Here is a 19,867-nt window from a genome sequence, read left to right on the forward strand (position 1 = left end):
TGTTCGTCGGCGGGCTCGTCGTGAATGTCAGCTTGTCGCACTGCGGCGCGATGCGCCTTCAGCTTGGCAGACTGGCGGTCTTCAGGGCAGGCCAGGGGAAGGACGGCGGGCGTGAGTGAGCTGGTGACGGGCGAGGCGGTGGCGCTGGAGTTGCGCCCTGCGAAGCTGCCCAGCAGGGCGCTGGCCGTGCTGCTCGATCTGGTGGTGGCCGTTACCGCGTACCTCATCGTGACGATGGTTCTGGTGATGTCCACGGCGTCGTTGGACCAGGCTGCACAGATTGCGCTGTCCATCGCGACGTTTCTGCTGGTTCTGGTGGGCGGGCCGATCGCTGTGGAGACGCTCAGTCATGGGCGCTCGCTGGGGAAGGCGGCGTTCGGGCTGCGGGTGGTGCGCGACGACGGTGGGCCGATCCGTTTCCGGCATGCGCTGGTGCGGGGGGCCATCGGTACAGTCGAGATTCTGATGACGTTCGGGGTTGTGGCCTGTATCGCCTCGCTCGTCTCGGAGCGGGGGCGTCGGCTCGGGGATGTGTTCGCGGGGACCTTGGTCGTACGGGAACGGGTGCCTGTCGCCCGGGCGGGTTATATGCCTCCGCCACCGCCATGGCTGGCCGGGCGGTTCTCGGGGACTGACCTTTCCGCGGTCCCCGATGGGCTGTGGCTGGCCGTGCGCCAGTACCTGACGCGGATGCAGCAGCTTGACCCGCAGGTCGGCGGGGCCATGGCGGAGCGCTTGGCGGCCGACCTCGCGGGGCGGACCGGGACTCCGGTGCCGGAGGGTGTGCCTCCGGCGGCGTATCTGGCCGCGGTGGTGCAGGAGCGGCAGGCCCGGGAGGTTCGGCGGGCCTTCAGGAACGGGATGGCTTCGGGCGCGCCCGTCGCCGGTGGACCGCAGTCCGTGGCTGGTGCGGCACCGGGCTCGTACGGCTCGGTGAACGCGCGTCCCCCAGCCCCTTCCGCACCGCGCTCCCCCGCCGTGCCGGACCCGCACAGTGCGGCCGCGCCCCCTGCACACCCGCTCGCTGGTGCCACAGGGCCCGAGAGCCGCCCCTCGGATCATTCGGAGGAGCCTCCGCCCGCGCTGCCGCCGGAAGGGCCGTCGGTCGATCCGCACCGGCCCGCCACGGGGTTCGTGCCGCCCGCGTAACGCTGTCGGCCCGCGCAGCAGCCGACGTCAGACCCGTTGGTTCGGCGCCCAACGGCCAACGGCGCGACAGAGACAGAGGGACGACAGAGACAGAGGGACAGAGAGGGCATGCCCGTCCTCTCGGCGATCTCGGGGGTTCCTGGCTCCGCAGTCGGCCCGCGCTCAGGGGAAGACGGACGGCGGCGACTCGAGGTCCTCCAGCTCGATGCCGGGCGCCGCGAGCACGACGTCCCCGGCGATGTGGACGAGGTGCTGCTCTCCCGTGTCCAGGGCTGTGACCTGGTATTCGTCCACGGTCAGGGAGCCGTTGTCAGTGCCGTGTGTTTCTCTTTTCAGCAGGGTCCAGGACTGGTCCACGGTGCGTGGGGCGAGGACGGGATCAGTGAAGGCGACGAGGCGTACGCGGGTTGCGGAGTCGGAAGGGGTGAGGCGCAGCAGACGGGTGATGGCGATGAGGAACGCGGGGGACGTGCCGGTGAAGGCGTGGGCGCGGACATTGCCTTCCGTGGCATGGGCGCCGGTGGGGTCCGTACGGACCCAGGTGACGCCGTCGAGGGCGGCGCCACGCACCTGCCAGCTCGCCGCGTGGAGTTCCAGGCGGATGGGGCGGCCGAGTTCGTCGAGGGCGAGGTCGACGGAGCCTCGGTGATCGCCGGCGGGGGTGGTCAGTTGGGAGACGTAGCGCCAGCCGGAAGGGCCGGGGGCGCAGTGGAAGTGCTCTTCTGCGAAGGGGGTGTGATCGTGCGGATCGTGGAGCGAATAGCGGCCGCGGGGCATGGGGGTCCTGGGGTGTGACTGGCTGGTCCGGCGGGCCAAAGGGGCAGGCCCCCGGCACGGGGGTGCGGGGGCCTGCCTTGGAGGACCTGCTGCTGAGCATCGCGTCAGTGCACGGACGCACTGCTCAGCGGACCGGCTGCGGACTCAGTACCGGTAGTGGTCCGGCTTGTAGGGGCCCTCGACCTTGACGCCGATGTAGTCGGCCTGCTCGGGGCGGAGCGTGGTCAGCTTCACGCCGAGCGCGTCGAGGTGCAGGCGGGCGACCTTCTCGTCGAGGTGCTTGGGCAGCACGTAGACGTCGGTCGGGTACTCGTCGGGCTTGGTGAACAGCTCGATCTGGGCCAGCGTCTGGTCCGCGAAGGAGTTGGACATCACGAACGACGGGTGACCGGTGGCGTTGCCCAGGTTCAGCAGGCGGCCCTCGGAGAGGACGATGATCTTCTTGCCGTCGGAGAAGGTCCAGGTGTGGACCTGCGGCTTGATCTCGTCCTTGACGATGCCGGGGACCTTGGCAAGGCCGGCCATGTCGATCTCGTTGTCGAAGTGACCGATGTTGCCGACGATGGCCTGGTGCTTCATCTTGGCCATGTCCGAGGCCATGATGATGTCCTTGTTGCCGGTCGTGGTGATGAAGATGTCGGCCGTCTCGACGACCTCGTCGAGGGTCGTGACCTGGTAGCCGTCCATCGCCGCCTGGAGGGCGCAGATCGGGTCGATCTCGGTGATGATCACGCGGGCGCCCTGTCCGCGCAGGGACTCCGCGCAGCCCTTGCCCACGTCGCCGTAGCCGCAGATCACCGCGGTCTTGCCGCCGATCAGGGTGTCGGTGGCGCGGTTGATGCCGTCGACCAGGGAGTGGCGGCAGCCGTACTTGTTGTCGAACTTCGACTTGGTGACGGCGTCGTTGACGTTGATCGCCGGGAACAGGAGGGTGCCCTCGCGCTGCATTTCATACAGACGGTGGACACCGGTCGTGGTCTCCTCGGTGACACCGCGGATTTCGGACGCCAGCTGGGTCCACTTCTGCGGGGTCTCGCTCACGGTGCGGGTGAGCAGTTCGAGGATGACGCGGTGCTCGTCGGACTCGGCCGTGTCGGGCGAGGGGACCTTGCCGTCCTTCTCGTACTCGACGCCCTTGTGGACGAGGAGGGTGGCGTCACCGCCGTCGTCCAGGATCATGTTCGGGCCGCCGGTGGGGGTGTTCGGCCAGGTCAGGGCCTGCTCCGTGCACCACCAGTACTCCTGAAGGGTCTCGCCCTTCCAGGCGAAGACCGGGATGCCCTGCGGGTTGTCGGGCGTGCCGTTCGGGCCGACGGCGATGGCAGCCGCCGCGTGGTCCTGGGTGGAGAAGATGTTGCAGGACGCCCAGCGGACCTGCGCGCCCAGGGCGACCAGGGTCTCGATGAGGACGGCGGTCTGCACGGTCATGTGCAGGGAGCCGGTGACGCGGGCGCCTGCGAGAGGCTGCGCCTCGGCGTACTCCTTGCGGATCGCCATGAGGCCCGGCATCTCGTGCTCGGCGAGGGTGATCTCCTTGCGGCCGAACTCGGCCAGGGAGAGGTCGGCGACCTTGAAGTCCTGTCGGCTGTCGACAGTCGTCATTGCGAGCTGCTCCTCGGGTTGGGTCGAGGGTGGGTACGGCTGATCTGCGCCGCAGCGGACACATGGGTGCCCGAAAGCACACAGGCATGGCCGCGTGCGCGCAGCGCAGTCCGTCGGAGGCCCTCTCTCCCTCGGCCGGTCCGCTGGGGGACCGCCCGACCGCCATCAGCAGCGACGTCTGGCTCCGTCCCAAGCTACACCGGGCGCCCCGGCCTTCCCCAGTCCGCCTTCGAACAATTCAGGCCGTTCACGGGCAAGTGATCGGTATCGGCCGCGGTTGGCCGGGCACGTTCGCGGCTTGGAGCAGATCGCCGTACCGGAGGCGGCCGCAGGCGACGAGCGGCTGCGGATCCTTGCGCTGCTGTCGCGGAAGCTGATGGACGCCGAGTTCCCGGAGCGCCTGCTGAGGGCGTCGGACGAGCGGGCGGTGCTGGACGTCCTACGGGAGGTGCAGTCGCCGCTCGAGGGCGGTCCACGACCGTGCAGGCGCGGGCCCGCACAGCGCGTCGACGACCCGCTACCCTGCCGCCTCGGCCACGGCGCAAGCGCCGTGCAGGGAGGGAGATGTCATGGGTAAGGGGCGGGGTCTCGCCGTCGCGGCATGGCTGCTGGGACCGCTGGGGCTCCTGCTGGCCGTCGCGTGTGGCGTCGGGCTGCGAGTGGGTTACCAGGCGGCCACGGTGCCGAGCGAGAGCATGGCGCCGACGTACGACACCAGTGACACGGTCGTGTTCGAGGTGGTCGGCGGGGACGAGGTCGGACGGGGCGATGTGGTGTTCTTCACGGCGCCGGAGCGCTACAGCTTCGACGCGGCCGTCATGCAGCGGGTCGTCGGTGTGGGCGGTGATCGCGTCGTGTGCTGCACGGGTGAGGGCGACAAGGAGCGGCTCACCGTCAACGGGAAATCGCTCGAGGAGTCGTACGTCAAGGACGGCATCGCCGACGGCACACACCGGCCCTACGACGTGACGGTGCCCGAAGGGCGGCTGTTCTTGCTCGGTGACCACCGGCTGAACTCGAATGACTCACGGTTCTTCGCGAGCGACCACGACGGGACGGTGCCGGTCGCCGCCGTGCAGGGCCGGGTGCTGGAGGACCACACGGTGCTGGTGCTGCTCGCCGCGAGTGCGCTGCTCGGGTTGGTTGCCGCGCTGACGGGCCTGGGCCTGGGAATCGCCGCGATGATCGTACGGCGGCGGAGGGCGGCGCCGGTGCCACCGTGGCCCACCCAGGCCTGACGACAGCCGACGGGGCCCGCCGAATGTTCGGCGGGCCCCGTGGCCGTGGACATGGAAATGGGTCAGTGGCCGGTCGCGTGCGGGGCCGGGCCGCCCGGGGACGCCGCGCGGTCGGGGCCCTTGGCCGCTTCGGCCTCGCTGTAGATGTCCGGCTCCAGGTAGATGACGCGGGCGATCGGGACGGCCTCGCGGATGCGGGCCTCGGCGGCGTCGATGGCGGCGGCGATCTCGCCGGCCGTGTCCTCGTGCTGTACGGCGATCTTGGCGGCGACCAGCAGTTCCTCGGGGCCGAGGTGGAGCGTGCGCATGTGGATGACGCGGGTGACCGTGTCGCCGTCGACGATCGCGGCCTCGATCTTCTGGACCTCCTCGACGCCCGCGGCCTCGCCGAGCAGCAGCGACTTGGTCTCGGCGGCCAGGACGAGCGCGATCAGGATGAGCAGGACGCCGATGCAGAGGGTGCCGATGCCGTCCCAGACGCTGTCACCGGTGATGAGTGCCAGACCGACGCCGCCCAGGGCGAGGATCAGACCGACGAGCGCGCCGAGGTCCTCCAGGAGAACGACCGGCAGCTCGGGGGCCTTGGCGTGGCGGACGAACTCCTTCCAGGACTTCTGGCCGCGCAGGACGTTGGACTCCTTGATGGCGGTCCGGAAGGAGAAGGTCTCGGCGATGATCGCGAAGACGAGGACGCCCACCGGCCAGTACCAGTGCTCGATGTCGTGCGGGTGCTTGATCTTCTCGTAGCCCTCGTAGATGGCGAACATGCCACCGACGGAGAACAGGACGATCGAGACGAGGAAGGCGTAGATGTAGCGCTCGCGTCCGTAGCCGAAGGGGTGCTGCGGGGTCGCCTCGCGCTGGGCCTTCTTGCCGCCGAGGAGCAGCAGGCCCTGGTTGCCGGAGTCGGCGACCGAGTGCACCGACTCGGCGAGCATCGACGACGAGCCGCTGAAGAGGAATGCCACGAACTTCGCTACCGCGATCGAGAGATTGGCGAGCAGTGCCGCCACGATCGCCTTGGTGCCGCCTGACGCGCTCATGTTGTTCGCGTTGTCCCTTCGTACGCCGTCCAGGGCTGCGCCGCTGGTGGGCTTTGCCCGTCCTTTGCCGGTGGGCCATTGTTGCAGCCCGGTACGACAAACGGCGCGCCTGGCCACCGATGCCAGTCGGTCAGGCCACCACCGTCGCCCGGAAGACCGTGCCGGCGCCGGACACTTCGGCCTTTTCTCCCGCCGGTACGAAGACGGAGCGGCCGGGCGTCAGCTCGTGCTCGCCGGCCCGTACGGTGCCGGCCGTGCAGAGCAGGATCTGCGGAGTGGCGCGGGTGAGGTCGTGGGCGGCACCGCCGGCCGGGAGGACGTACCGGGAGAGGCGGAACTCGTCGATGGGGGTCTCGTAGACCTCCTCGCCGTCGGGGGACGCCTCCGGGCGCAGCACGCCGGGGTCGCTCGGCTCGAAGCGGACGATGCGCAGGAGTTCGGGGACGTCGACGTGCTTGGGGGTGAGACCGCAGCGCAGGACGTTGTCGGAGTTGGCCATGATCTCGACGCCGAGGCCGTCGAGGTAGGCGTGCGGGATGCCCGCGCCGAGGTAGAGGGCTTCGCCCGGCTGGAGGCGGACGTGGTTGAGCAGCATCGCGGCGATGACGCCCGGGTCGCCGGGGTAGTGGTGGGCGAGGTCGGCGTACGGGGCGTAGGCGCCGCCGAGGCGGGAGCATGCGGCGGTGGCCTCGGCGACCGTGCGGGCCATCTCCTCGCGGTCGGCGGTGAGGACGGCGGTGAGGACTTCGCGCAGTGCCGCGTCCTCGGGGTGGGCGTGCAGCAGGTCGACGTACGGCTTGAGGGAGTCGACGCCGAGGCCGTCGAGCAGTTCGGCGGCCTCGTTCGGGTCGCGGAAGCCGCACAAGCCGTCGAACCCGGTGAGCGCGCAGATGAGTTCCGGCTTGTGGTTGGCGTCCTTGTAGTTGCGGTACGGGGCGTCCACGGAGATGCCTCGGCGCTCCTCGTCCGCGTATCCATCCCTCGCCTGTTCCAGGTTGGGGTGCACCTGGAGGGAGAGGGGGGCGCCCGCGGCAAGGATCTTGAGGAGGAAGGGCAGCGTGGGACCGAACTTGGCCACGGCCGCGGCGCCGAGTTCGCGTTCCGGGTCGGCCGCGATGACGTCGACGAGCGTGCCGCGGTCGGTGCGCGAGGGTGCGCCCGGGTGCGCGCCCATCCACATCTCGGCCTGCGGCTCGCCGGTCGGCTCGACGCCGAGCAGCTGCGGGATCGCGGTGGTGGAACCCCAGGCGTAGGGGCGGATGGTGTTGTCGAGGCGGTCCATCGGTTTCTCTCTGCCCGTTCTCTCTGCGTACGACGCGGGTTCTCGTCCGCGTACGAAGGTCAGCTCGTCCTGGGCCAGATCAAGCCCTCGATGCGAGCGCCAGGTAAACGGCGGCGAAATCCGTGATGGCGATCAGTTCCGCGAGGGTCTCCAGTTCGCCGCCGGGGTCCGGTTCGAGTTCGCTGATCGGCGTGTCGTGGCTGAGCGCCAGGTCACGGGCGGCGGGGGCGGCGGTGAGGCTGCCGATCGGGCGGTCGCGGAGCAGCACCACGCGCGCGTGCAGGGCGGGTGACTCCTCGACGCGGTCGCGGAAGAAGTCCTCGGGGTCGGCGCCGGCGGCGAGCCGGCCGGCGAGCAGGGCGCTGTGCGCGGCGAGCGCCTCGGGCAGTTCCGACACCACGGCCGGGGTGCCGGAGAGTTCGGCCAGCGCGGCGGCGAAACGGCGGCCCGCCGGGCCGGCCGAGGTGCCTTCCGTCCAGATCACCGGGAGGGCGTCGGCGAGTTCGGCGGCGAGGGTCTTGGCGGGATTGCTGTACGCCGCGATGGCGGGCCCGCAGCGCTCGGCGATGTGGTCGAGCCGGTCGGCGACCTTCTCCATCGCGTCGGCGGGGGCGGCGAGCAGACCTATGCGGTCCAGGAGTGCGAGGAGCGGGGTGAGCAGCGCCCACAGGACGCCGGGGGCGGACGCGGCGAGGGGTTCGTCGTGCTCGTACGGGGCGGTCGCCAGCGGTACGAACAGGCCGTGGGCGCCCTCGGCGGCTTCGGCGAGCGGGGTGCGGGCGGGCGCCACGGCGGCGACCGTGCAGCCGCGACGGTAGGCCTGCTCGGCGAGCAGGGACAGGCCCGGTTCGGTGCCGTCGGGGGTGGCGATCAGGAGCAGGTCGACCGAGCCGACCCAGCCGGGCAGTTCCCAGCGCAGGGCACCGGCGGCCGGTGCTACGCCGGTGGGGGCCAGCCGGGTCACGGGGCTGCCGGGGCCGGCGAGCGTGCCGAGGAGGTCGGCGGCTTGGGTGGCGGCGGCGCCGGGGCCGGCGATGAGGACGGCGCGGGGGCGGCCGTCGGGCTTGAGCTCCTGGACACCGGCCTCGGCGGCGTGCCGGGCTGCGGTGCGGACGCGGGCGCCGGCTTCCGCGGCGCCGCGGAGCAGGCCTCGGTGGTCGGCCTCGGCGAGGCCCTCCGGGGAGTCGAGCAGCGATTCGTCGAGCATGGGTGGGAGCCTCCGAACGCCGGGTCGTCGGTTACGCGGGCAGGCTCTCGCCTGTACGGGCCGGGGCCTCGTCCACGTGGGCGGCGGGCCTGGTTCTGCGCGGGCAGCGGGCCTCGTTCACGCGGGGCGGCGGGCCTCGTCCACGAGGAGGACGGGGATGCCGTCGCGGACGGGGTAGGCCAGGCCGCAGTCCTGGCCGGTGCAGATCAGCTCCGCGTCCTGCTCCTTGAGGGGGGCGTGGCAGGCCGGGCAGGCGAGGATCTCCAGGAGGCCGGCTTCGAGCGGCATGGGGGCGTCCCTTCGGGGGCGGATCGGGTGGTCTTGTTCGGGCGGGTGCGTGCAGGTGTTGTTGTGCGGATGTGCCTGGTCAGGGTACCGCCGTGGGGTGCTGTGTGGGGCGTGCTGCGCTGTGCGGGGTGAGGCCTGCGCGGCGTTGCTGCTGGGGGGTGGGTTGCGCAGCCCGGCGCTGGCGGGGTGCCGCCCGCGCCCACCCGTGCCGCCCCTGGCGGCACGACTGCCCGCGGACTGAGGGGGTGGCACGACTGCCCGCGGACGGCGAGCTGGCCGCAACGCACCCCCTGGCGGACCTCAGCCCCGAATGATCGCCAGCGCACCGTCTCGCACCTTGGTCATCGTTGCCTCGTCCCGTGCCTCCGCGTTCAGGCGGAGCAGCGGTTCCGTGTTGGACGGGCGGACGTTGAACCACCAGTCGGCGGCGGTGACCGTGAGGCCGTCGAGTTCGTCGAGGGTGATGCCCTCGGTCCCCTCGTACGCCGCCCTGATCGCGGCGAGGCGGGCCGTCTGGTCGTCGACCGTGGAGTTGATCTCGCCGGAGCCGACGTAGCGGTCGTATTGGGCGACCAGGGCCGACAGCGGGCCGTCCTGGCCGCCGAGGGCCGCAAGGACGTGGAGCGCAGCCAGCATGCCCGTGTCGGCGTTCCAGAAGTCGCGGAAGTAGTAATGGGCGGAGTGCTCGCCGCCGAAGATCGCGCCGGTCCTGGCCATCTCGGCCTTGATGAAGGAGTGGCCCACGCGCGTGCGTACCGGCGTGCCGCCGTTCTCCTCGACGACCTCCGGGACCGACCAGGACGTGATCAGGTTGTGGATGATCGTGCCCTTGCCGCCGTTTCTGGCCAGCTCGCGGGAGGCGACCAGGGCGGTGATGGCCGACGGGGAGACCGGATCGCCGTTCTCGTCGACGACGAAGCAGCGGTCGGCGTCGCCGTCGAAGGCGATGCCGAGGTCGGCGCCCTCCTCGCGGACCCGCTTCTGCAGGTCGACGAGGTTGGCCGGGTCGAGGGGGTTGGCCTCGTGGTTCGGGAACGTGCCGTCGAGTTCGAAGTACATCGGGACGAGGTCCAGGGGCAGGCCGGCCAAGACCGTGGGAACGGTGTGGCCGCCCATGCCGTTGCCCGCGTCCACGACGACCTTCAGAGGCCGGATCGAGGTCAGGTCGACGAGGGAGCGCAGGTGGGCCGCATAGTCCTCCAACGTGTCCCGCCGGGTGATCGTTCCCGGCGCGGCGGCAGGCTCCGGGGCACCCGACTCGATCCATCGCTCGACCAGTTCGCGGATCTCCGTCAGGCCGGTGTCCTGGCCGACGGGGGCGGCGCCTGCGCGGCACATCTTGATGCCGTTGTACTGGGCCGGGTTGTGCGAGGCGGTGAACATCGCGCCGGGCAGGTTCAGCGCGCCCGAGGCGTAGTACAGCTGGTCGGTCGAGCAGAGGCCGATCTCGGTCACGTCCACGCCCTGCGCCGCCGCCCCGCGCGCGAAGGCGGCCGACAGGCCGGGAGACGAGGGCCGCATGTCGTGCCCGATCACGATCGCGTCCGCGCCGGTCACCCGGACGAAGGCCGCGCCGAAGAGCTCGGCCGACGACTCGTCCCACTGGTCCGGGACGACCCCCCGTACGTCGTACGCCTTCACGACCTGTGACAGATCAGCCTCCACGGCCACCCCTCCTGAAAAGTCCTATCGGTGCCCCACAAAGTACCCGCAGCCTCTGACAGAGCTCCGTGCGGGCCGTGAGCGGAAGCCCAGCCGTAACCTCAGGTCAGGGCAGCATCCAGGCCGGCACCGGCGAACTCTGGCCGACCACGATCAGACACATCACCAGCAGCGTCACGCTCCAGGGCAGCACCTTGCGCAGCAGATCCCCCTCGCGGCCGGCGAGCCCGACGGCGGCGCAGGCGATGGTGAGGTTCTGCGGCGAGATCACCTTGCCCAGCACGCCGCCCGAGCTGTTGGCGGCGGCGAGCAGTTCCGGCGACAGCCCCGACTTGCGGGCGGCGGTCACCTGGCGGGCGCCGAAGAGCGCGCTGGCCGAGGTGTCCGATCCGGAGACGGCGACACCGAACCAGCCGAGCACCGGCGGCAGGAAGGCGAGCCGTGTCGGCGCCGTTCACTCGATCGAGTTGGAGCCGGCTCAGCTCCGGAGCGCCGATGCTACGGGTTGCCCCAGCGTGCGAGCCCCTGAAGGCACAACTCCGGATATGTCCGGTGGCCCGGTTGTACGGGTGTCGACCACGCTAGGTGCGGGGTGCAGCCAATTGCCCCTACTGCTCGCCGGGCAGCTGGACGCAGCCGGGCCCCATCGAAGCCATCGGTGACCCGAGCAGCAAGCCCGCTCCACCGTGAGCAGGTGGTTGACGAAGGGCCGGTCGTAGTGCCGGGGCCTGCGCCGCTCGCCCTCCCATCAGGGGTGATGAGCAGAACAGGCCCTCCTTGTCCTCCAGCTCCTCGCTCTGCGCCCGGTCAGCACGGACGCCCGTACAGGCTCTGCGGCGGGCCTGCGGGCCTGGGATACGGCCACCAGCGCGGCCGCACCCGTCAAGGCGGCGCCGATGCCGGTCAGTTGCGCGGAAACATAGTTCGAGGCGGCGAACTGAGCGACGACGAAGGCGATTCCGCACGCCACCGCCGGCACCCAGGCCTCCCGCAGGCCGCGCCGCCCGTCCACCAGCCCGACCAGCACGAGCGGCACCACGAGGGCCGGCAGCGGCGTCTGACGCCCCACCACGAACGCCACATCCTCCAGCGGCAGCCCCGTGACCTGAGCGAGCGTCACCACCGGCGTGCCCATGGCACCGAACGCCACGGGCGCAGTGTTGGCGACCAGCGCCACGACCGCGGCGCGCACCGGCTCGAAGCCGAGGGCGACGAGGGCGGCCGTCGGCAGGCCCGTGACGCCGGCCAGGTGCGCCTTCGTGCGGACGCCGCCGAGCAGGACCAGGACGATCACGAGGGACAGGGCCGCCACCAGGGCGGACAGGCCGAGCGAGCCGGCGACGGGTTCCAGTTCCTGCACGTACACGAGCACCTCCCCTGATTCCGCCATACGGAAAGCGATTTCTCGCGGGTGACGGAATGGCTGTGTCCGCGACAACGCTGTGTCAATGGACGTGCATCACTCATGCACAACGGGAGGGGCGGCCTAACCGGTCGGTCAGTTGTCGGGTGAGCGCAGAACCCGCAGGTGGCCGCGGCGCGCGACCTCCATCGGATCCGCCGCGCGTCCGCCGCCACCGGCCTGGGCCGCGCGCTCCTGGGGGCGGGCCGCCTCACGCACCGCGTTGGCGAGCGCTTCCAGGTCGTCGCCACTGGGCCGGGCGGGAGCCGAACCGTCGAGGAGCCGGACGACCTCCCAGCCGCGGGGGGCGGTGAGGCGCTCGGAGTGCTCGGCACACAGGTCGTAGCAGTGGGGTTCGGCGTAGGTGGCGAGCGGGCCGAGGACCGCGGTCGAGTCGGCGTAGACGTACGTCAGCGTCGCTACGGCGGGACGGCCGCAAGCGGTGCGCGAACAGCGACGTACAGGGCTCACGACGTTGGACGGTACCGCACTCTTGAGCGGGCCGCGACGACTCTCCACCAGGTCACTCCACCGTGTCGTGTTGTGAAACGCCCCACACGCCCCTTCCGACCCGCCGGGCTGACCTGCGCGGACGCCGCTTTCCGGGATGCCGAACGATCCCGGAAACGGTCAACACTCCACACAAAAGCCATCAATTGCCTAGTGATCGCCGGTCTTGGAGGGATACAGAATCGAGCCCAACCTTGGCTGGAATGGTCATCTGTCGACATGCCGTCCCGGGGGCCGACGGGGGTCCCGGACGCCGCGTGGGGCCCGGGCGCGCACTGCCCGCGAGGACTACCCTTCACCAGTGATGGACAACCGAGTACCACCCCGTGCCACCGGCCCCGGGCCGCGCCGTCGTGATCGCCACGGCCGGGGCATGCGCGGGCCGATCGCCCCGCCGCAGGTGCCCCTCGCGGCGAGCCGCGCCGAGGCGTTCGCGGACCTGGTGCAGGACTCCGTGGAGCGCCTGGAGCGGCGATGGCCGCAGCTCGCCGACATCGATTTCCTCGTCCTCGAAGTACCGAGGCTGGACGGGCCCGGGCAGGCCTGGAACGACGAGGCGGTTCCGCTCGGCGGCACGGTTCCCGCGCGCGAGGGGAATCCCGCGCGCGTGGTCGTCTACCGGCGGCCCGTCGAGATCCGCACCAAGGGGCGGGACGAACGGGCCGCACTCGTGCACGAGATCGTCGTCGAGCAGGTCGCCGAGCTGCTCGGGCTGACGCCGGAGACCGTGGACCCGCGGTACGGCGAGGACTGAACGCTGTCGTCGCGCTACTTCTGCAGCACCGACAGATCCTGCTCCGCCTCCGGCACCTCCACCGTCCCCCGGTCGTCCGGGAGGGTCTGCACCGTGAACGCCGGCACACCGCCCTGCGCCTCCGCGAGCGTCCGGGATGCGTACACCGGGCCGCCCGAGACGGGCTCGACCATCAGCGCGTACGTGCCCTTCAGGCCGCTCGGCACCGGCAGGTCGACGTCCTGGGTGGTGCCGGACTTGATCGTGTACGTCTCGGAAGCAGCCGTACCGCCCTCCGCGCCTGCCGACGCGGTGACCTTGACCTGCGCCGTCTCCCCCGGCGCGGCCAGAGACAGCGTGGCGCCCTTCCCGGTGTTGCCGGCGGACGTCGCGCGCGTGCCCACCGGACGCGTGGCCGGAATGAACGCCGTTTCCTGGGAGCCCGCCTTGCCGCGCACCACCTGAACCGCCGCCACCACCGGCACCGCCCGGTCCGTCGGCGTCAGGACCAGCGATCCGGGTTCGCCGCGCGTGACGTCGGCGAGGTCGACCGCCGTTGTCATGCCCGACTTCACGTGCAGCGTCTCGTGCCCGGCGGGCGTGATCAGGCCCGACGGCGAGGCGAGCCGCACCTTCAGGTCGGCGTCGGCGTCGTCGGGCGTGAAGGCGATCAGGCGGACGGACGTGGCGTCCTTCGGGATGCCCGGCAGCACCAGGCTGCCGGCCGGGTCCGTCGCCGCGGCCAGCCAGTCGCCGCCGAGCTCGTCGTCCAACGCCTGGACGGCGGCGCCGACCCGTCCGCTGCGGACGTTGACGTGCACCGTGAGGTCGGTCTCCTCGGCGTCGGTCAGCGTCGACAGCAGGATCGGCTCGTCGGCCTGCGGCGCGACCGTGATCCCCTCGCCCACCGTGGACTCCAGCGCCCCGTCCTTGCCGTACAGCTCGATGTCGACGACGGCGGCGGAGTCGTCCGGGTTGGTCAGATGGACGTAGTCCGTGCGGCCGTCGGCGATGCTCGCGCCCGGGAACCAGAACTCGGTGTCCGGCGCGGAGCAGTTGATGCCCTGCAGTCCCCGGCCCGCGCCTGCGGCGACCTCCGTGGTCTCCTGCACGGTCCAGCCGGGCGCGAACTTCCCCTCCGCGGTACCGATCAGCGCGGGCGAGTCGCCTCCCGAGGTGTCACCGGAGACGGGCTTGCCGGGCTCCTTCGGCTCCAGCACGGGCTTGTCGTCCTGGCCCTTCTTGCCGCCCTCGTCGGACTCCCCTATCGCGGATCGGAGTTCGGCCCTGCCCTTACTCGCCGTGCCCTTGGTGACGGGTGTGAAGGACGTGTACGTCGTCTCAGCGAGGTCGGAGGTGCTGGGTGCCGGGCACAGCAGGCTGGTGCGCTCCACAGGCAGCTCGGCGGCCGCCTTGGCGGTGTCCGTGCCGGTGGGATCCGGGGCGGACAGCGCGGCGAATCCGGTGACGGCGGCGAGCGCGGTCACGCCGGCGATCAGGGACAGGGTGGTGCGGTTCACTGCTGACTCCCGTCGGGGCGCTCACTGCCGTTGTCGTGCCCGCGGTGCGCTTGCGTCTGGTCGTACACCGGGTCGTAGCCCTGCGGGTACGTCTCGTCGTAGGACTGGCCGTACGCCTGGTCGTATCCGCTGGTCTGCGACGAGCCGTCGTACGCGTACGGGTCGTACTGGCCGCCCTGGTACGGATCCGCCGGGTACTGGTCCGTCGGGTACGACTGCCCGTACCCGCCTGGCGCGTACTGCTGACCGGCGTCCTGGTACTGCTCGCCGCCGTAGGTGCCGTACTCGGCGCCCGGGTAGCTCGCCGTGTCCCACTCGCCGTACTGCTGCTGCGGAACGGCCACCGGTGTCCCCTCCTGTTCGGGGGACGGGGAATCCTCGGCCCGGTCTGCCTCTTCGGCCTCGGCCTGGGCGCGCAGGCGGCGGGCGCGGCGGCCCTCGCCGGCGACGGCCTGTGCGGGGATCGCCGGCTCCTCGGGGAGGTCGTCGTCGATGTCGCGGCGCCGGCCGGGCAGGGCGAGCACGACGAGGACGACGGCGAGGAGGCCCTGCGCCCACAGCCAGGCGGTGTGGCCGATCGGGTCCTCGTAGGTGACGTCCAGCGTGCCGCCGGTGGTGGGGAGTTCGAAGCCCTGGGCCCAGCCGTCGACCGTGGTACGGGTGAGCGGCTTGCCGTCGAGGGTGGCGGTCCAGCCGGCGGCCGCGGTGTCCGCGAGGCGCAGGGTCCGGCCCTCGGAGCCGTCCGGGACGGTCGTGTGGATCTCGACCGGACCGGCGGCGACGGGCTGCGGGTCGCCCGAACCGGAGGCCGGGACGATGGCCGCGCGGGCGACCTGGCGGTCGACGCGCCACAGGGCGCTGCCGTCCTGCTGGCTGAGCCGGCTCAGGCCGGGTGTGGCGTCCAGGACGCGGCTGACCTCGCGGGGTGCACCCTTGTGGACGAGGACGTAGCGGACCGCGAAGCCACCGAGCTGGTCGGCCTGGTCGGCGCCGGAGCCGGCGACGAGGTTGGCGACGACCTTGTCGAGCGCGGCGTTGTCCCCGTCGGCCGCGGCGAGTTCGGCGTCGCCGAGGCGGGCGCCGGAGCCACGGACCAGGGTGTAGCCGACGTGCGCGGTGGAGTCGCTGTCGAGGACGAGGGTGCGGGCCTGGTCGCGGGTGTTGCTCTCCTCGGCGACGAACGCGGGCACCTGCACCGGGTCGCGGCGCTCCAGCGGCCCGTCGGCGCCGCGGATCATCCAGCCGGCGGCGACGAGCAGCGGGCCCGCGGCCGAGGCGAAGGCGATCAGCGCGGCGACCGGCTGGCGCCAGCCGAAGCTCTGCTCGGCGACCCGCGCGCGTGCACCTTCGGCGCCGATCACGGCGGCCGCGAGGAGGGCGATGCCGTAGACGAGCGTGGCCGGGCCGGCCCAGGCGGAGCCGTTCGACAGGACCGCGAGGACCATACCCACCAGGGCGACCGCCCAGGCCGTCCAGATGCCCGACTGACGTTCGGTGCGCATCAGGGCGGCCAGCGCGGCCAGCACGATGCCGATGAGCATCAGTCCGCTGACCGTGCCGGGCCCGCCGGGACTGGCGCCGAGCAGATCGAGGGCGGAGGCGGCCGAGGCGCCGTACTCAAGGCCGGCCTCCTGGAAGAAGCCGAACGGCAGCAGCGACAGCGACCAGGGCGCGAGGACCAGCAGGGGTGTGCCCAGCTGAGCGAGGAAGCGCAGGCCGTAGGCGGTGATGTCGCCCCGGCGCACGGCCAGCAGCCCGATGCCGAGGACGAGCGCGACCGGCCACACGATCGGCGTGAACGCGGTGGTGATCGTCAGCAGCAGCGCGTAGGCCCAGGTGGCGCGCCAACTGCCGCGCGCGCCCGAGGCGTTCGCCAGGCCGCTCGCCGCGACGCCCGCGCGCGCGACGAGCGGCAGCAGCACGGCGAGGACGGCGGTGCCGATGCGGCCGCCGGCGAGGGCGCCGGTGGCGGCGGGCAGGAAGGCGTACACGACGGCCGCCCAGGCGCGCAGCAGCCGGGACTCGACGAGCGGGCGGGAGGCGAAGTACGCGGTGAAGCCGGCCAGCGGCACCGAGCCGACGAGCAGGACGGTGACCGCGAGCCCGGTGGAGCCGAACAGCGTGGAGGCCAGCATCGCCACGAGCGCGAGGTACGGCGGTGCGGACGCGTCACCGCCGGCGCCGACGGGATGCCAGGAGTCGAGGTAACGCGACCACAGCTCGCTCGAGTCCGCGGGGGCGGGCAGCAGGGCGCCGCCCGCGAGGGCGCCACCGCCGAGAAGTTCGCGGCAGGCGGCCAGCGAGACGAACAGCAGCACCAGGAAGAGCATCGGGCCGGGATTGCGGGCGATGCGCTTCAGGCGTGCGAACTGCTCGATCTCCAGGAAGTCGGCGTCGTCGCCGCCGGGCCCGGACTCGACCGCGCCGCCGTGCCGTCCGGCGCCGCCGGCGACCTCCGGGTCGGAGCGGCCGACGACACTGCTCGCCACCTGCTCGACGGTGGCCCGCACGGTCGCGCCGGGCGGCGGGAACAGCGGCCGCAGTTCGCCCTTGTCGATCTCCGGACGGCCGCGTCTGCGGCGGCCCGCGATGATCCGCTCGGGCCGCAGCAGCACACCCAGCAGACCGCGGATCTCGTCGACCGCCTGCCCGGGGACCTTGCCGACGAGGTAGGCGACGGTCCGCAGCAGCGTGCCCAGGACGAGGCGCAGCAGTACCCAGGGCAGCGTGGCCGTACGGGTGTTGACCAGCAGGGTGTAGACGGCGCCGGCCTTGTCGACCTTGTGCGGGGACGCCGACGTCCGGCCCACGCAGTCGACGGTCCGGCGCTCACGGGAGGCCGCCTCGGCGTGTCGTACGACCGCCTCCGGGGCGACGAGGACACGGTGACCGGCGGCGTGTGCGCGCCAGCACAGGTCGACGTCGTCACGCATGAGGGGCAGTCGGCGGTCGAACCCGCCGAGTTGTTCGAAGACGTCGCGTCGGATCAGCATGCCGGCGGTGGACACGGACAGCACGGGCCGTACGTGGTCGTGCTGTCCCTGGTCCTGCTCACGGCGGTCCAGGCCGGTCCAGCGGCGACCGGAGTTGGCGATGGTGACGCCGACCTCGAGGAGTTGCCGGCGGTCGTACCAGCCGCGGAGCTTGGGGCCGACGACAGCCACGTCGTCGCGGCCCAGTTCGAGTTCGTTCTCCACGACCCGCAGCAGCTGTGCGAGCGCGTCGGGCTCGGGGGCGCAGTCGTCATGCAGCAGCCACAGCCACTGCACCGGCTCCCCGTGCGGGAGCTCGGGCATGTCGTACGCGTCGTCGCGCCACGTGCGCGTGACGGGGTCCCAGCCGCTCGGCCGCTTCAGGTACGGCAGTTCCTCCGGCGTGAGGTCGGGGGCGGTGCGGTTGGCCTCCTCGACGGCCTGGCCGAAGCCGGTACGCCGGGCGAGGTGGAGCACGCGGTCGGGGCCGAGGGCGTCGGTGACCAGCTGGGCGGAGTCGTCGGCGCTGCCGGTGTCGGCCGCCATGGCGTACTGAACGGGCCGCTCCTGGCCGAGCAGCCCGGCGAGCGCGTCGGGCAGCCAGCGGGCGCCGTCATGAGAGACGAGCACCGCCGTCACCACGTGACGCGGAAACTCTGGTGGGCGGGTCGGGTCGAATCCCGCCGTGGCAGCGACATCTTGACTGGCTGCCGTGTGGCTGTGGACGGACATCGAGGTACGGGCCCCGGTTCGGTGGACTGCGGTGGACACCTGTGCCCACTGGGGGCAGCGGGGTGTCTCGGACGAGCGACCACACTATCGGCTGGCCATGACGACGGCCCGCCGCCTGTGGATAACCCACCCGCGACGGACCGTTCGCCCCCTATGTACGCAGTAGATGCATGCCGTTCGGTCAGATGGCCGCCTTCTTCAGCCGACGCCGCTCACGCTCGGACAGACCGCCCCAGATGCCGAAGCGCTCGTCGTTGGCGAGGGCGTACTCGAGGCACTCGGAGCGGACCTCGCAGGCGAGACAGACCTTCTTGGCCTCGCGGGTCGAGCCGCCCTTCTCGGGGAAGAAGGACTCGGGGTCGGTCTGGGCGCACAGCGCGCGCTCCTGCCAGCCGAGTTCCTCGTCCGCGTCGTCGACCAGCAGTTGCTGCACCAGCTCGGTCATGTGCGCCCCTCGTCTGTCTTTCACGTCCCCGTGATGTAGCCGTTACCGATTTCGGCTGAACGACACGAGTGAAATTACAAGTGTGCTGCTCCGGGCGAGTCAAGCCGAGATCTGCTATTGAGTCCCTTATTCACTCTGCGGAACCAAGGTCATGCGGAAAGTGTTCAAATCGCCATAAACCTTGACACGCAGATCAGACCCCCGAGGCTTCCCGCTCCGCACGGGACCTGTACGGAGAAGGACGCTCACAGGTTCGATCTCGTTCCGGCACGCGCGACGAAGAGAACCGGATCACAGTCGGATCACGGGATCGCAACGAGGCTTGTGCGCCCGGTTGTGCGCCATGTGTCCCGGTGGGCCCGTGAACAAACCTTTCACCTGAGAGATGAACCGGATGAGGTGAACCATGTCCCACATTCCGGGCGTCGAGTTGACAGTGGGGGTATGAACCGCTGTTCTTGTGGGCATGCTCGCGAACTTGGCGCCCACCTCGACCCGCTCCGCCGGGTCCCTCGGTGCTGCCCACGCTCGCTGTAGCTGTTGTTGCTGTTCCAGCTGTTGAGCCTCCCCCACTCTCGAATTCACTCGAGCGGGGGACCCCCATCGCTCCGGCTGCCGTCGAGTCCACCGCGACCCGACCGCTGTTTCCCCGTGAAGCCCCACCAGGGCACCTCCACCTCGCCCGTGACCCGGGCGGACGGTACGCGACACCCCGCCAGTCCTCTCTCTTCCGCCGAGGAACACCGCACCCCATGAACAGCGACAGCGACCTCCAGATCGCCGGCGACATCCTCGAGGTCCCGCACCTGCTCCAGGCCCCGCGCGAGCACCCGGCCACGGTTGCCGAGTTCGTCGGCCTGGCCCGCGCCATCGCCGCCGACCGCTCCCAGTGGGAGCACCTCGTCCAGTACGACGCGACCAGCCGCTGGTACCACCGGCTGCGCACCGGCCCCGGCTACGAGGTGTGGCTGCTGTCCTGGGTACCCGGTCAGGGCAGCGGCCTGCACGACCACGGCCCCTCCTCCGGCGTCCTGACCGTCCTGGAGGGCACGCTGACCGAGCGGACGGAGCGCGGCACGCGCGCGTTGGGGGCGGGGGCACAGCGGGTGTTCGCGCCGGGGTATGTGCACGAGGTGGTCAACGACGCGCTGGAGGCCGCCGTCAGTCTGCACGTCTACTACCCGGGACTCACGCAGATGCCGATGCACACCCCCCAGTGCACGGCCGTCGGCCAGGTCCCGTAAGCGGGCACCACGCTGTCGTACCCGCCTGCAAGACTGTCCCACCCGTCACCCGACCACCACC

At 71.5% G+C, this 19,867-nt stretch carries 16 protein-coding genes and 2 pseudogenes; 5 read left to right on the forward strand and 13 right to left on the reverse strand.

Going from position 1 to position 19,867, the window contains the following annotated elements:
- Positions 1 to 111 precede the first annotated feature (111 nt).
- The gene (locus StrepF001_RS21285) at positions 112 to 1,149 is read left to right on the forward strand and encodes an RDD family protein (protein WP_129799820.1); all 1,038 of its coding nucleotides are present in this window, start codon (positions 112 to 114) and stop codon (positions 1,147 to 1,149) included.
- Positions 1,150 to 1,311: 162 nt separating this feature from the next.
- On the opposite strand, the gene StrepF001_RS21290 is transcribed toward StrepF001_RS21285, so the two are convergent.
- Positions 1,312 to 1,926 (reverse strand): hypothetical protein, encoded by a 615-nt coding sequence (locus StrepF001_RS21290; protein ID WP_129799821.1) that lies wholly within the window; start codon positions 1,924 to 1,926, stop codon positions 1,312 to 1,314.
- 144 nt (positions 1,927 to 2,070) lie between these two features.
- Entirely contained in the window at positions 2,071 to 3,528 is a 1,458-nt protein-coding gene (gene ahcY / locus StrepF001_RS21295) for an adenosylhomocysteinase (protein WP_129799822.1), read from the reverse strand.
- Positions 3,529 to 3,826: 298 nt separating this feature from the next.
- Here ahcY and StrepF001_RS50115 point away from each other — a divergent pair, with 298 nt between their 5' ends.
- The gene (locus tag StrepF001_RS50115) at positions 3,827 to 4,105 is read left to right on the forward strand and encodes a PTS sugar transporter subunit IIA (RefSeq protein ID WP_129799823.1); all 279 of its coding nucleotides are present in this window, start codon (positions 3,827 to 3,829) and stop codon (positions 4,103 to 4,105) included.
- Positions 4,098 to 4,766 (forward strand): signal peptidase I, encoded by a 669-nt coding sequence (gene lepB, locus StrepF001_RS21305; protein WP_129799824.1) that lies wholly within the window; start codon positions 4,098 to 4,100, stop codon positions 4,764 to 4,766. Before StrepF001_RS50115 ends, lepB begins: the two co-directional genes overlap by 8 nt.
- A gap of 62 nt (positions 4,767 to 4,828) precedes the next feature.
- Here the strand turns inward: lepB and StrepF001_RS21310 are convergent, their stop codons facing one another.
- From StrepF001_RS21310 to StrepF001_RS21345, 8 genes and pseudogenes are all read right to left on the reverse strand, one after another.
- Positions 4,829 to 5,809, reverse strand: a complete 981-nt coding sequence (locus tag StrepF001_RS21310) for a cation diffusion facilitator family transporter (RefSeq protein WP_129799825.1) — start codon at positions 5,807 to 5,809, stop codon at positions 4,829 to 4,831.
- Between the two features lie 130 nt (positions 5,810 to 5,939).
- Positions 5,940 to 7,091 (reverse strand): mannose-6-phosphate isomerase, class I, encoded by a 1,152-nt coding sequence (manA, locus tag StrepF001_RS21315; RefSeq protein ID WP_129799826.1) that lies wholly within the window; start codon positions 7,089 to 7,091, stop codon positions 5,940 to 5,942.
- A gap of 79 nt (positions 7,092 to 7,170) precedes the next feature.
- Positions 7,171 to 8,298, reverse strand: coding sequence for an SIS domain-containing protein (locus tag StrepF001_RS21320; protein WP_129799827.1), 1,128 nt, complete (start codon positions 8,296 to 8,298; stop codon positions 7,171 to 7,173).
- A gap of 117 nt (positions 8,299 to 8,415) precedes the next feature.
- Positions 8,416 to 8,586: a Trm112 family protein gene (locus StrepF001_RS21325; protein ID WP_020940431.1), complete on the reverse strand. Its 171-nt coding sequence runs from the start codon at positions 8,584 to 8,586 to the stop codon at positions 8,416 to 8,418.
- Between the two features lie 300 nt (positions 8,587 to 8,886).
- On the reverse strand, positions 8,887 to 10,251 hold the full coding sequence (locus StrepF001_RS21330; protein WP_129799828.1) for a phosphomannomutase/phosphoglucomutase: 1,365 nt from the start codon (positions 10,249 to 10,251) through the stop codon (positions 8,887 to 8,889).
- Positions 10,252 to 10,354: 103 nt separating this feature from the next.
- A pseudogene (locus StrepF001_RS21335) lies at positions 10,355 to 10,687 on the reverse strand (L-lactate permease); the annotation flags it as partial.
- 354 nt (positions 10,688 to 11,041) lie between these two features.
- A pseudogene (locus tag StrepF001_RS21340) lies at positions 11,042 to 11,614 on the reverse strand (L-lactate permease); the annotation flags it as partial.
- 132 nt (positions 11,615 to 11,746) lie between these two features.
- Entirely contained in the window at positions 11,747 to 12,169 is a 423-nt protein-coding gene (locus tag StrepF001_RS21345) for a DUF3499 domain-containing protein (protein ID WP_053760356.1), read from the reverse strand.
- A 295-nt stretch (positions 12,170 to 12,464) separates the two neighbouring features.
- Between StrepF001_RS21345 and StrepF001_RS21350 the strand changes: the two genes are divergently transcribed.
- The gene (locus StrepF001_RS21350) at positions 12,465 to 12,914 is read left to right on the forward strand and encodes a metallopeptidase family protein (protein WP_129800081.1); all 450 of its coding nucleotides are present in this window, start codon (positions 12,465 to 12,467) and stop codon (positions 12,912 to 12,914) included.
- 14 nt (positions 12,915 to 12,928) lie between these two features.
- On the opposite strand, the gene StrepF001_RS21355 is transcribed toward StrepF001_RS21350, so the two are convergent.
- From StrepF001_RS21355 to StrepF001_RS21365, 3 genes are all read right to left on the reverse strand, one after another.
- Positions 12,929 to 14,413 (reverse strand): DUF5719 family protein, encoded by a 1,485-nt coding sequence (locus StrepF001_RS21355; protein WP_129799829.1) that lies wholly within the window; start codon positions 14,411 to 14,413, stop codon positions 12,929 to 12,931.
- Positions 14,410 to 18,117 carry a glycosyltransferase gene (locus StrepF001_RS21360; protein WP_129799830.1) on the reverse strand — a complete coding sequence of 1,236 codons (3,708 nt, stop codon included), beginning with the start codon at positions 18,115 to 18,117 and terminating at the stop codon, positions 14,410 to 14,412. The genes StrepF001_RS21355 and StrepF001_RS21360 overlap by 4 nt, the downstream gene beginning before the upstream one ends.
- A gap of 181 nt (positions 18,118 to 18,298) precedes the next feature.
- Positions 18,299 to 18,562: a WhiB family transcriptional regulator gene (locus StrepF001_RS21365; protein ID WP_010986447.1), complete on the reverse strand. Its 264-nt coding sequence runs from the start codon at positions 18,560 to 18,562 to the stop codon at positions 18,299 to 18,301.
- A gap of 752 nt (positions 18,563 to 19,314) precedes the next feature.
- Here StrepF001_RS21365 and StrepF001_RS21375 point away from each other — a divergent pair.
- Positions 19,315 to 19,806, forward strand: coding sequence for a cysteine dioxygenase family protein (locus tag StrepF001_RS21375; protein WP_129799832.1), 492 nt, complete (start codon positions 19,315 to 19,317; stop codon positions 19,804 to 19,806).
- Positions 19,807 to 19,867 lie beyond the last annotated feature (61 nt).

Origin of the sequence: Streptomyces sp. F001, assembly GCF_004187715.1 — a bacterium.
In the GTDB taxonomy this organism is placed as follows: Bacteria; Actinomycetota; Actinomycetes; order Streptomycetales; family Streptomycetaceae; genus Streptomyces; species Streptomyces flavusporus.

Coding starts and splice junctions, on each gene's coding strand:
- StrepF001_RS21290 (WP_129799821.1), bottom strand. CDS start 1,926: ATGCCCCGCGGCCGCTATTCGCTCCACGATCCGCACGATCACACCCCC.
- ahcY (WP_129799822.1), bottom strand. CDS start 3,528: ATGACGACTGTCGACAGCCGACAGGACTTCAAGGTCGCCGACCTCTCC.
- lepB (WP_129799824.1), top strand. CDS start 4,098: ATGGGTAAGGGGCGGGGTCTCGCCGTCGCGGCATGGCTGCTGGGACCG.
- StrepF001_RS21310 (WP_129799825.1), bottom strand. CDS start 5,809: ATGAGCGCGTCAGGCGGCACCAAGGCGATCGTGGCGGCACTGCTCGCC.
- manA (WP_129799826.1), bottom strand. CDS start 7,091: ATGGACCGCCTCGACAACACCATCCGCCCCTACGCCTGGGGTTCCACC.
- StrepF001_RS21320 (WP_129799827.1), bottom strand. CDS start 8,298: ATGCTCGACGAATCGCTGCTCGACTCCCCGGAGGGCCTCGCCGAGGCC.
- StrepF001_RS21325 (WP_020940431.1), bottom strand. CDS start 8,586: ATGCCGCTCGAAGCCGGCCTCCTGGAGATCCTCGCCTGCCCGGCCTGC.
- StrepF001_RS21350 (WP_129800081.1), top strand. CDS start 12,465: ATGGACAACCGAGTACCACCCCGTGCCACCGGCCCCGGGCCGCGCCGT.
- StrepF001_RS21360 (WP_129799830.1), bottom strand. CDS start 18,117: ATGTCCGTCCACAGCCACACGGCAGCCAGTCAAGATGTCGCTGCCACG.
- StrepF001_RS21365 (WP_010986447.1), bottom strand. CDS start 18,562: ATGACCGAGCTGGTGCAGCAACTGCTGGTCGACGACGCGGACGAGGAA.
- StrepF001_RS21375 (WP_129799832.1), top strand. CDS start 19,315: ATGAACAGCGACAGCGACCTCCAGATCGCCGGCGACATCCTCGAGGTC.